8 protein-coding genes and 1 pseudogene are annotated in these 11,737 nt (G+C 46.6%); 5 read left to right on the top strand and 4 right to left on the bottom strand.

The genetic code is table 11. The annotated features are described in order from the left end of the window. Both RID09_RS27280 and purM read right to left on the bottom strand, forming a co-directional pair. A pseudogene (locus RID09_RS27280) lies at window positions 1-236 on the bottom strand (hypothetical protein); the annotation flags it as partial. Between the two features lie 51 nt (window positions 237-287). Then, window positions 288-1,331, bottom strand: a complete 1,044-nt coding sequence (gene purM / locus RID09_RS27275) for a phosphoribosylformylglycinamidine cyclo-ligase (protein WP_446339058.1) — start codon at window positions 1,329-1,331, stop codon at window positions 288-290. Window positions 1,332-1,991: 660 nt separating this feature from the next. Here purM and RID09_RS27270 point away from each other — a divergent pair. From RID09_RS27270 to RID09_RS27255, 4 genes are all read left to right on the top strand, one after another. After that, window positions 1,992-3,116 carry a septal ring lytic transglycosylase RlpA family protein gene (locus RID09_RS27270; protein ID WP_446339057.1) on the top strand — a complete coding sequence of 375 codons (1,125 nt, stop codon included), beginning with the start codon at window positions 1,992-1,994 and terminating at the stop codon, window positions 3,114-3,116. 172 nt (window positions 3,117-3,288) lie between these two features. Beyond that, the gene (locus RID09_RS27265; RefSeq protein WP_446339056.1) at window positions 3,289-4,851 is read left to right on the top strand and encodes a bifunctional pantoate--beta-alanine ligase/(d)CMP kinase; all 1,563 of its coding nucleotides are present in this window, start codon (window positions 3,289-3,291) and stop codon (window positions 4,849-4,851) included. A 428-nt stretch (window positions 4,852-5,279) separates the two neighbouring features. Beyond that, window positions 5,280-6,179, top strand: a complete 900-nt coding sequence (locus RID09_RS27260) for a polysaccharide deacetylase family protein (protein ID WP_446339055.1) — start codon at window positions 5,280-5,282, stop codon at window positions 6,177-6,179. Window positions 6,180-6,600: 421 nt separating this feature from the next. Then, window positions 6,601-7,041, top strand: coding sequence for a hypothetical protein (locus RID09_RS27255; RefSeq protein WP_446339054.1), 441 nt, complete (start codon window positions 6,601-6,603; stop codon window positions 7,039-7,041). Window positions 7,042-7,065: 24 nt separating this feature from the next. Here the strand turns inward: RID09_RS27255 and RID09_RS27250 are convergent, their stop codons facing one another. Then, window positions 7,066-9,558 carry a substrate-binding domain-containing protein gene (locus tag RID09_RS27250; protein WP_446339053.1) on the bottom strand — a complete coding sequence of 831 codons (2,493 nt, stop codon included), beginning with the start codon at window positions 9,556-9,558 and terminating at the stop codon, window positions 7,066-7,068. 304 nt (window positions 9,559-9,862) lie between these two features. On the opposite strand from RID09_RS27250, the gene RID09_RS27245 reads away from it, so the two are divergent. Next, the gene (locus tag RID09_RS27245) at window positions 9,863-10,072 is read left to right on the top strand and encodes a Nif11-like leader peptide family natural product precursor (protein WP_446339052.1); all 210 of its coding nucleotides are present in this window, start codon (window positions 9,863-9,865) and stop codon (window positions 10,070-10,072) included. Between the two features lie 167 nt (window positions 10,073-10,239). On the opposite strand, the gene RID09_RS27240 is transcribed toward RID09_RS27245, so the two are convergent. Beyond that, window positions 10,240-11,397, bottom strand: coding sequence for an iron-containing alcohol dehydrogenase (locus RID09_RS27240; RefSeq protein WP_446339051.1), 1,158 nt, complete (start codon window positions 11,395-11,397; stop codon window positions 10,240-10,242). Window positions 11,398-11,737 lie beyond the last annotated feature (340 nt).

The following is an 11,737-nucleotide window of genomic DNA, read 5'->3' as shown; positions in this document are numbered from 1 at the left end:
TTTCCTTTTCTAAACGCCTTTATTAAACCATCGAAGGACTTAAAGGATTCGCTAACTGTTCTTAGCGCTTGTTGAGCCGCTTGAGAATAGAGGGCTTGGAAGTGCTTGTTGTTTTTGTACTCCTTTTCTAAGTCATATTTAAAGATGAATGATACCAAATCCGGGTTAACTACCCCCCTTATAACCCAGTCCGCGCAGGCGGACTTTGTTTGTTTAGCAGCGATTTCAATCGCCATGGCAAAACAATCGCCATGGCTGTCATGGGGTTATTATTCAGCAAATTCTAATTAACCCGATAGACCAACCACTTCCCCTGAACCTTCAATTACTTCCCCAATCCGATAAGCCGTAACACCTTGAGATTCAAACCAGCGACAGGTTTTTTCGGCTTGAACAGATGACACCAACACCACAAACCCAATCCCCATATTGAACGTATTAAACATCTCTTCCCGACTCACTTGACCCGCCTCAGCTAACCACTGAAAAATAGGTAAAATCTCCCAGCTATTGGGATCAATCTGCACCGATTGACCTTGACCTAAACACCGAGGTAAATTTTCCGGTAAACCGCCCCCTGTAATGTGAGCCATACCATGAATTTTAATTCCAGCCTGTAGCGCATCTAGAATCGGTTTCACGTAAATTTGAGTCGGCGTCAGCAACACATCTCCTAAACGTTGACCCCCTAGTAAATCGGGACAGCTATCCCAATTTAAAGGCGATTCCTGGTTAATTGAATCGCTAACAATTTTGCGGACTAAACTAAACCCATTACTGTGAACCCCCTGACTGGCTAAACCAATCGCCACATCTTCCAATTGCACCTGAGAACCATCTAAAATTTCGCTTTTTTCCACCATTCCCACGCAAAACCCAGCAATGTCATACTCTCCCGGTTGATAAAAACCGGGCATTTCTGCAGTTTCTCCTCCCAACAACGCACAGCCAGCGAGACGACATCCCTGAGCAATACCCGCTACCACCTGAGTGAGTTGCTCTTGATTCAGCTTTCCTGTGGCTAAATAGTCCAAAAAAAATAGGGGTTGTGCGCCAGATGTCAAGACATCGTTGACACACATAGCAACTAAATCAATTCCAACGGTGTCGTGACGATTCAAGTCATGAGCTAGTTTCAGCTTCGTCCCCACTCCATCAGTTCCCGATACTAAAACGGGTTCACGATATCCCATCGGTAACTGGAAACAACCATTGAAGCCACCAAATCCCCCTAAGACTTCCGGTCGATGGGTACTTTGTACCAGCCCTCTAATCTGCTGCACAAAAGCTCGACCTGCTTCGATATCAACACCAGCTTCTCGATAATCCATGAAATACCACTAGGAATGAAAAAGTTTTTCCGATTGTAGGGGCGGGTTTCACTATTATCATTTTTTTCCGCCCCGATGTGACTCAACCCGTTCCCACCGAGGAATGTAGGGGTGGGTTTCACTATTATCGTTTTTTTGCCACCTTGATGTGACTCAACCCGCCCCAACCAAAGTTGTGAGGGTGTCCTTTGTTTTCCTCCCTCGGATATTTTACAGGTTGATCCCGGCAAAGCCTAGAGTAAAAGCAGCACTAGAAGGGCGGGTTTATTACAGTTATCGGTTTTTGCCAAAACGTTATCGGTAAAACCCGCCCCTACAGCATTGATGGAAAACCTTCGCCGCGACGGTCGAGGTTTGTTGTCTCTATTGTAAAGTTTTGTTAAGAATTTCGTAAATTCCCTGAGAGGGGTAAAAGCGGGAAATCCTTGTCATATCAAGCTTTAGGGCAAATTATATGATATCGCACTTTTGAAAATCTTATCGCTGATTCCCAAAAATCACTGATCCCCAAACCCAAAACTTCGTGTTAGTCTGTGTCAGTTCCACAAAAATAGGACGAAATCGAAATGAGTATGAGTTGCAGCAGATTTTTCTTAATCCTCTTGCATCACCACCCATAACCCTAAACGTAGAATTCCAGAGGCTTTTAATCATAGGCTTATGAATCAGCGAATTTTGAGTGGTCTCACTGTTACGTTCTTAACCACAGCCCTCAGCACAGTGATATCCAATCCGGCTAACCAAGCTCAGGCAGTTGACCAAGGTTCTGAGGGCAACTTGACTCCCGCTCAAGCGCTACAATCTCCAGAAACAATTCCCTCCACCTCCTCTCAACCAACCCTTCAGCCGCCAGAGGTGGTAAAAGTGGGAGAATTTCAGTCCCCAGCATCTCAGGTTGGGGAAGCAGAAGAAGTCATTGCCAAAATTCATGGCTATTCACTAGATGGGCGTCAGGCGGCTACTCTTTATGTGCGCGACATCCCTGTCCTGACGTTCTTAGGTTCAAAGGCAATTGTCAACAATGGCAGTAAAGTGGGAGAAGTGGCTCTGGGAAATAACTCTGAACCCGGGTATTCTTCATCCAAAACGGTGTCTGACTATCAATCCCTAGAGGTAGACCAACTGGATAATACCGCCTCGCCAAGTGTCACCTCGACCAGTAATGCCAATCTGGATGATGCCGTATGGCGGGCGACGGCTGTTGCGGCTCAACTCAATCAACTGCATCGGGATAATATTAATGCAGACGCGATCGCAGTCCGTTGGAATGAGGGGTGTAACTGCTACAGCATCAAGGTCAATGACCAGGAGTTGGTGCAAGTTAACGAAAATACCATCCTGCCCGATACCACCCAAAACCTAGCCGAAGATGCCCTGCAAGCCACGAACCGACTGCGACGCTTAATGGGTAATGCTCCCCCCATACGCGAAATTGAGGGCAAACCCACCGCCCAGACAATCGCCCAAGTCGCGATCGGTTCAGTACGCTTTCAGGTTAAAGGTATTGCTTCCTGGTATGGTCCTGGCTTTCACGGAAACCGCAGCGCTAGTGGTGAGCGATTTAATCAAAATGCGCTAACCGCCGCTCATCGCAGCTTACCCTTTGGCACTAACGTGCGAGTGACCAATTTAAATAATGGTCGCTCCGTTATCGTGCGGATTAATGACCGAGGACCTTATGCCAGAGGGCGAGTCATTGACCTTTCCGCCGCCGCCGCCAGAGTTTTAGGTTTGCTCCGCACGGGTGTGGCGCCTGTACAGATTGAGGTTTTAGATAACTACTAAGGAATAGTGTTGAGTGTGTAGGGGCGGGTTTTACCATTATCGTTTCTGACCTCACCCTGATGTAACTCGCGCCCGCCCCAACCGAGTGCCAGCTTTCTGGGGCAAAGGGCGAATGACCAATGACCAATGACAAATTGCTAACATCGATCTAAGATCCAACCACTAAACTCTCATGCGTCTGTTTACGACAATCGCGGGATTGCGCTGCCACTTAGAACGTCATCGAACCCAAAAAACCGTCGGTTTAGTGCCGACGATGGGGGCGTTACACCCAGGTCACCTTAGCTTAATCGAGCGGGCGAGACGCGAAAATGCTATTGTCATCGTCAGCATTTTTGTCAATCCGCTCCAGTTTGGACTAGGGGAAGATTTGCAGCAGTACCCGCGTCAGTTGGAGCAAGATCAACGCTTTTGTAAACAAGCGGGAGTTGATGTGATTTTTGCGCCAACAGTGGTGGAGTTGTATGGCGATGATCCATCCGATTCAGAACCCCCGACTGAGTTCACTCAAGTCCAGCCACCAGAAGCCATGAACTCTATCTTATGTGGTCACTCCCGTCCGGGTCACTTTCAGGGGGTGGCGACTGTGGTGACTAAGTTATTAAATCTAGTTCAACCCGATCGCGCTTATTTTGGTCAAAAGGATGCTCAGCAATTGGCGATTATTCGCCGCTTGGTCGCGGATCTAAATTTGCCTGTCACTATCGTATCTTGTCCGATCGCGCGTGAGTCGTCAGGACTTGCCTATAGTTCTCGCAATCAGTATTTGACGCCCGAACAAAAAGCACAAGCTCCGATTCTCTATAAGGGTTTACAAAATGCCCAAAATGTGTTCAAGACTGGGGAGCGCGATCGCACGTCCTTAATTGCTGCTGTTACCTCAGAACTCACCTCGGTTAAGGAGATTCAAGTCGAGTACATCGAATTGGTTCATCCCACTACCTTGACCCCCCTAGAGCAAGTTGAAGACGAAGGATTACTCGCGATCGCGGCTCGTCTGGGTTCAACTCGTTTAATTGATAATATCCTGCTGCGAAATCGCCAACCGATTATTGCTATTGATGGACCTGCGGGAGCGGGTAAATCCACAGTGACTCGGTTAGTGGCGCAGCAATTAGGCTTAATGTATCTGGATACAGGAGCGATGTATCGGGCGGTGACGTGGCGGGTGCTGCAAGCCGGAATTGATCTCACAGATGAACCTGCGATCGCGGAATTGGTAAGTCAATGTCAAATTTCTTTAATCAGTAGCGGTTCACAACCGCAAACCTTAAGAGTGTGGATTGATGGGAAAGAAGTCACCCAAGCCATTCGCTCCTTAGAAGTTACCGCCAATGTCTCTTTTGTCGCGGCGATACCGGCTGTGCGTCACGAATTAGTCAAACAGCAGCAGCGCTTGGCGTCTAAGGGTGGCGTTGTCGCCGAAGGGCGGGATATCGGGACTCATGTTTTCCCCGATGCTGAACTGAAAATCTTTCTCACCGCCTCGGTTCAAGAACGGGCACGCCGACGCTTGCAAGATCTCAAAGACCAAGACCAAGGCACTGTCAGTTTAGAACAACTAGAACAGGACATTCAACTACGAGACCAGCGTGACAGCACTCGTGCATTAGCCCCCCTGCGCCAAGCCGCCGACGCGATCGAAATTAATACGGATGGTTTAACAATTCCTGAAGTCACCGCTAGAATTATCAGTTTATACCATAAAAAAGCGTTATCGTTACCTCAAGAATAAAAGCCTGCCCATCCTGACATTTCATGGGTTAAAGAATTCTCGCCCTCAAAACTCAGACTGGGCGGGTTTTGAGTTACTGCCTTTCGCCAACCATGACAGATTACTTCTTTGACTGCAACTCGGCACTTAAAAAATCCCGGATATACTGTCATTTGCGTCGTAACTAACAAAAGAATCATTAGCACGAAGGCGGATTTCGGTATCCAGTTGCACCACAGCGAACTGAATATCTCTAGAAATGGTGGCGTTTAGCAATTGAGACGCAGGGTTTAGCATCAGAATTTATAAAGCGGGTTGATCTGTGCTTAGGCGTTTATGTCTGGCGATAGATTAACCCGCCGCTTGGATTATTCTGCAACAAGAATAATCTAAAAATAAACAACCATGACGTGCCGCCTGTGTATTCAGAGGAGTGAAGGGGACGTAAGGTGGCAAATCCTTGTCAGTTAGTTTGGCAGTATAAATTATCCATTAGTTTAATAGCTGCCATGGTTAGTTTTATTGCAAGTTTAAGTATGTCCGTTGTTCGTTCAGTTAACCCGAAACTAGCGATCCCTAGTCCTAATTTGAACCAACAGGAACGGTCGAATTCCCAGAGTTTACAAATCAATGGCTTAATCGGAGAGGAACAGGAAATCTATGAAAAAATGCTCGCTCACTTGGCAGAGGAAGAAGCTAAACGCTTAACCTTTTCTGTACCAGTACAATTTCAAGGCAAAACCATTCGTTCTCGTGTCCTCAATAATGCTAAAGTGATTGCCCTCACGTTTGATGATGGACCTTCATCGCAGACAACTCCCCAAGTTTTAGACATTCTCAAACGAGAAAATATCAAAGCCACCTTTTTTGTTGTCGGTAAGACGGTGAAGAATCATCCCCAGCTTATGAAACAAATTGTGGCTGAAGGTCACGCTATTGGTAACCACACTTGGAATCATCAATATCATCAGTACAGTCCATCAGCGGCGGCGGGTGAACTGGAGACTACCGCCACTTTAATTCATCAACTCACTGGCGTCAAAACGGCGTTATTCCGACCTCCGGCTGGCATTTTGGATAATGGCTTAGTTAGCTATGCTCAGCAAAAAAAGTATGCCGTGATTATGTGGTCAGCGGATACAAAAGATTGGCAAAGTCGCCGGATTACTGTGCCAAAATTAATCGATAACGCCATTCAAGACGCTCAATCTGGTGGTATTATTTTACTGCACGACGGCGGTGGCGATCGCTCTAAAACAGTGGAAGCTTTACCGAAGTTGATTACTAAACTTAAACAGCGCGGTTATCAATTTGTCACCGTGCCAGAATTATTGGATATGCCAGATTGATACTAAGTCGCGTTCTAAGCTGTCATGCATTGAAATTCTGACTTTCACGGTATGTGGCGCAATGCGTGTAGGGGCGGGTTTCACTACTATCTTTTCGGTTGCACCCAGATGTAACTAAACCCGCCCCTACTCAGGTTTCTAGACTTCCCGTGAAAAGTTAGATTGAAATTGGGTATGAGTAGCGAGCAAGATGTTCGCACTAAGTACCTGGACATAAATTCTGTACACTGTAGACATTAACGTTTAAATATAGCAGTAAACACATCGATTAGGACATTGTAGAGACGTTCCGGCGGAACGTCTCTTTTGTGAAGAGTTTGTGAGCAAAAAATTATTTCTAGGTAGATTTAGCATAATGAGTAAAGAAATGTAAACAACTAGCACCTAAAAGTAGTGCCAGTCATAGCAAGGGAGTTGAGAAATGGAATTCTTCAAAATTCGCCAGGTCGTTCGAGCCAATTTTAACGAGATGATTCAACAGGAGCAAAATTCCGAAACTGTAGGGTTGACATTTTATTCTCGTGAGTGCTTAAAAGATTACCAAACAATTGCCGAAATAGCTAGAACCCAACGTGATGAACAGCAAGAAACAGTGGAGATGATCAACCCCAGTCTAGTAACCTTAGAGAAAAAACAGGCTGCGGAAAATAACCTAGAGTATCGGTTATACGATAGCACTCACTTCAGCCAATTCCCGTTTTATGAGGATCAAGAGACTATCAACATATTCGATAATTCTCTTCAATTCCAGGAGTCGGACTGGAAGGAGATAGAAGGGTTCTTCATTTCCTTAACATCCTCTAGCGAGATAGATAATGAATGGGCAACCCTGGAAGGATTTGCTTCAAAAATCTCTGTTTGATAAGGTTAATTTTGCCCCACTTATTCATCCGTTATCAGGTTCAGCGCGTTCTAATTCCTGGGTACAGTAGGTAGAATCCAGATAGGGTCGCAGTGGGACTAATCCGGTTTTAGACAATAAACATTGCGCCTGTTCAGTTCTGAGAATTTCAGCAAACTTTCTCCCAATGGGGGGACGACTATTATCTCTGGGATAAATAACGGCTAAGGGATAAGCTAAGGGATAGGTTTGACTAATCAATGCCTCAACATTAGCTCCATAACTGCCTTTAGAATTACATAAGTCAGTGTTTGGCGTAATTGGTTGCTGGTTATCTTGTACCAAGGGTGAAATCCCCGGCTTTTCCCCGTCAACGATAGCTAAGGGATAAACCGAACATTGTCCTAACACTTTACTCAGGGAATCAAATCCGATCGCGCCAATATTTCTCTGTTCAAAATCTCCAATTACTTGTCGCAATGTCTCAAAGGTTTGGGTGCGGATAATCGGGGGACGACCTAAGTTGGCAAATGAGCGACTCGGTTGGTTACTTTGTTGCAGGAGGGCTTCAAATTCGGCAATATTATCAGTATTGGTATTCTCTTGTAAAACACGCTGCTTAAACAGTTGAATTGCCTGATCACTGAGGGGAACATAAAGTTGAACAGGGAGATCCGGTCCACCTAATTCTTGCCAATTGGTAATCTCTCTTGTGTAGAGTTGGCGTAATTGCTCAAAGCTAATTTGCCCATTTAAGGCGGCGGGTAAACTGTTTTCCCGTTGAGCATAACTGAAGGCGACAAAGACAACTAAGCCATCATGAGCCACTTCTTCTGCGTCTAAGGCAAATCCTAACCGATTCAGGGGAGTCGCGATCGCAAACTCCGCTTCTTCGGATTGAACCTGTGCGATCGCGTCTGTCCAAGTGGGGACGGATTGATAGTTTAATTCTAATTTTGGTTGACGCTGATACAATTCACTCGCCAAGGTGGTATCCTTGGCAATTAAATTGGGTTGCTCCAGAATATAATCCCACGCCCCGTCTTCTTCCGCCGTATAGGTAAATGTTCCCGTCGGAATCCCTGACACCTGTTCAATACAGCAGGGAAATGGTTCAGTTTCCATCGTGGTTTGGGGTTGATTTCTCCCCAATAGCCACCAGATCAACAGTCCCAACAACAGCAGCGCCAAAAGGAGCCAGAATAACCGAGGACGCCAAAACCGCCATTTCTTTTTCTTGAACCCGGCTTCTACTTCCGGTTGGGAAAAAGGGGGGATAATTTGCGGTTCGGGGGGCAAGTGTAATAAAGCGCGGCGAGCAATTTCTGCGGTTTCAAAGGATGAGGTGCCAATGCCAATTAGGGATAAAATATAGTCTTTGAAGGCGGGTTGAATGAGGGGCCAATGCTTTGTAATCCGGGGATTGAAGGGTTGCAGCGTCACCGGATCATGGGTGCCACCGTTTAAAAGGTAAAATGCTACATACCCCAAGTCTTGTAAATCCTTTTTGGGGAATAACAAAGGACGTTCAAGTAATGGCGGATCAAATCGTCCTTCCCACAAGAGTAGGTCACACAAATAGATAAAAAAGCCTTGGAAACTGGGAACAATTAGCAAGCTATCTAAACTAATATTGCCATCCGTGAGTCCTTGCTGAACTAAACCCGAAGGGAGACGAAATTTTTGTCCATGTAGAAATTCCAAACTTTGCAGAACTTGTTCCAGGATCTGTCGCACCTGATAACTGGTCATTGCCCCAGTTTGCGCCAAGTAACTGGCTAGGGTAGGATAGGTATCTAAAACCCCTTGGCTGACTAAATAGCAGCGTTCAAAACGTGGATCTGCGATCGCGTCCCAAGGGGAGACGAGGCGAAAGTCTTGCACCCGCCCATCAGCTAAAGTGACGCCAGCGAGATTGACAAAGGCTTCTTTGCGTAACTGGCTTTCTTGGAGATTAAAATAGCGATCGGGTAAAACGTATTCCTTGATCACCACAGGTTGGCGAGTGGGGAGTTGCAAGGCTTGATAAAGACGACCTCGACCCCGATTTTTGAGGAAGCGTTCAATTTGATAGGTTCCCCGAATTCCCCGAATTTTCGTTTCTGGCGGTAACAGGGTAAGAAATCCACATTGGCGACAATAGTTGGCACCGGGTTGTTCGAGCAGGGTTTGTTGCACCCATTCACAGTAGAATGGATTTCCTCGCACACAGCGATACTCCGGATAGAGGGACTTCACTCCGGGCGGAACGACGACTTCTGTAACCACGCCGCCTTCTGCTTCGGCTTCTAATCCTTCACCCGGTTTCGTTTTACCCGCCATGCGATCTTTGAGTTCATCTAGACTCGGCGCACGCTGCTTCAGTTCATCTTGCAGAAACGGCACTAACCAGAGTAAACGCGCTGGGACGAACCTGATCAGGATTGCTCGAAAGCGACCTGGGATCGTCTTGAAGCGATGGAAAATCCGACTTCCTTCAACGCTGCGAAATTGTTGAAATAAGCGTCCCACAAACCCTTTTGGGTTACCCTTAACCATAACTGCTGCTCCTGCCAAGCCTTGTTAGGCGGTGTACTGCTATCCTGCCATAGCCACGGTGTTAATATAATCAGTCGTTTCCCAAAGCGTTGAGAAATTTAACAAATCTCGCGGAATTTCCCACCCTCTAAGAGGGTGGGGATGGATAGCGAGTAATTAAAAAATGTTGCTTGACTATACGCAAATACTCCGGTTGGACATACCCATCTTTGCCCAATTGGGGTTAGTTCATCAAAATTTGCTTTTACTATAATCCGAAGTCTGCTAGTGTAGCATTATTTAGTCAAATTAGGAGTTACCAGAAATGGCAAAGGAGCAAGTGGCGAAGCTGTTTCGAGATGCTCAAGCGAACCCCTCTTTAAAAGAGGAACTCAGAACCGCCCCCAACGTAGACGCCTTTATCCAAATGGCAAAAGAACGGGGTTATGATTTCACTGTGGAAGAATGGCAAGAAATGACTGGGTTTTCTGTTGAAGAAGTCGAGGGTAAGTTGTCAGAGATTCCCGGATTGTAAGGGATTAAAGTTTGAGTTTTATTCCAGAAACAAGACAAATGACTAATGACAAATATCATTCGCACGGAACGTGGACTCACCCTGGTAGGAACAGGCATCACGCTATATGATGTCATGGCTCATCTTATAGATTGAGCAAGTTTTTGGATGACACACTCCATTCCTCATTAATCTTGTTTATCATTCATCCCTGCTGATAAAACTGGACTGCAATTTTTATCTACAGGCGTAGTTGTAGATACCATCGCTGCCATAAGCTGTTCGGGTGTCACATCAAAGGGTAATCTGTGGATATCAGAATTAGGCTGGCAAGCAATATCCGCCCCCTGGCGTAACTGTGCCAAAGTGATATTCCCTAAACCTAGATCATCCAGGGTTTGGGGTAAACCGATTTCGCGATAAAACTTCAATAACTGTTGCCTTGCTGAGGCGGCGAGTTGATTCCCTTGCACCATTTCTTCTAAGCGCAATTGCACCAAAATTCCATAGGCGACTTTCTCCCCATGTAAGGCACTGTGAGAGCCTCTAAGATGGGTTAAACCATTATGCACAGCATGAGCCGCCACAGTACGACACTGCGCCCCACCTAAACCACCAATTACACCCGCTAGCAAGACTGTGGCATCAACCACCTCTCGCCAAACCTCACTCCCTGGTGTTTTTAGGGCGTCTGCTGACTTTTGAAATAGGATATCCCGTAGCACCCTCGCCTGTTGTACCGCTGCAATAATTAAGGTTTGATCCGAATGAGCACTACTCACGGATGCCTCATACCATTTCGCTAAGGCGTCTCCAATTCCTGCCACTAAGGTACGTTGGGGGGCTGTTTCAATCAAGCTATAATCCAGGATGAGCAAATCTGGGCAGCGATTCAGACTCACATCGTACAGGAAAGCTCCCTCGTTCGAGTAAATATTGGAAAGCGCCGTCCAAGCGGCACAGGTGGCGGCAGAGGTGGGAATAGTGACAACTGGAAGTTGGCACTGATGGGCTAAGAGTTTAGCCGTGTCCAAGGCTTTGCCGCCACCCACACCGATAATTAAGTCCGCTTGATGGCGGGTAACTGCTTCTTGCAGGGATGCGAGGGAGACTTCACTGCAATCCGGACTATAGGATGCCGTAGCACAGTTTAACGGCGGCTGTTTCAAGATGGGTTCTAGCTGTGGTGATAACGTCGCCAAGGTATGATTCCCACCGACAATCAGGGGACGATGACCCAAAGACGCGATCGCCTCTCCAGATTGTGCCAATGCCGGGACACCGCGCAACACCTGCGCTGGGGCAACTGTGAGCGACAGCAATGAGGGAGGAGCAGGGTTAGTCATTTTTAGCAGAGGATTCAGCTAATTGAATTTTTATCTTACCTCATCTCTCCTATCTCCCCTAGCAACTCAGTTTCAAGACTTCCCCTGAAAAGTCAGGTGGAGGTGTCTGTTGACCTCTCCTCGGCATAAATGACCGAGGATTCTAAAAGGATACTTCGGGACGGGTTAAAACACCGTCACGCGAGTGTCTTTTTAGAGTTCCAGATAAATAATCTAGATGGCGCAGTCAATGACGCCCTACAGACCTTGGCTAAGTTTAATCTTAGCTGTGTCTCTACTTTCCTTAAAATGTTTGCTGCCCCGTTCCCATCGGCGTTAAGGATATATCCGGCGGCAGTTT

The sequence above is a fragment of the Coleofasciculus sp. G1-WW12-02 genome, assembly GCF_040219735.1.
Taxonomy (GTDB): domain Bacteria; phylum Cyanobacteriota; class Cyanobacteriia; order Cyanobacteriales; family Coleofasciculaceae; genus Coleofasciculus.
Note: the sequence above shows the minus strand (reverse complement) of the source record. Positions and strands in the feature narration are given on the sequence as shown.

Coding starts and splice junctions, on each gene's coding strand:
- RID09_RS27240 (WP_446339051.1), bottom strand. CDS start 11,397: ATGACTAACCCTGCTCCTCCCTCATTGCTGTCGCTCACAGTTGCCCCA.
- purM (WP_446339058.1), bottom strand. CDS start 1,331: ATGGATTATCGAGAAGCTGGTGTTGATATCGAAGCAGGTCGAGCTTTT.
- RID09_RS27265 (WP_446339056.1), top strand. CDS start 3,289: ATGCGTCTGTTTACGACAATCGCGGGATTGCGCTGCCACTTAGAACGT.
- RID09_RS27245 (WP_446339052.1), top strand. CDS start 9,863: ATGGCAAAGGAGCAAGTGGCGAAGCTGTTTCGAGATGCTCAAGCGAAC.
- RID09_RS27270 (WP_446339057.1), top strand. CDS start 1,992: ATGAATCAGCGAATTTTGAGTGGTCTCACTGTTACGTTCTTAACCACA.
- RID09_RS27250 (WP_446339053.1), bottom strand. CDS start 9,558: ATGGTTAAGGGTAACCCAAAAGGGTTTGTGGGACGCTTATTTCAACAA.
- RID09_RS27255 (WP_446339054.1), top strand. CDS start 6,601: ATGGAATTCTTCAAAATTCGCCAGGTCGTTCGAGCCAATTTTAACGAG.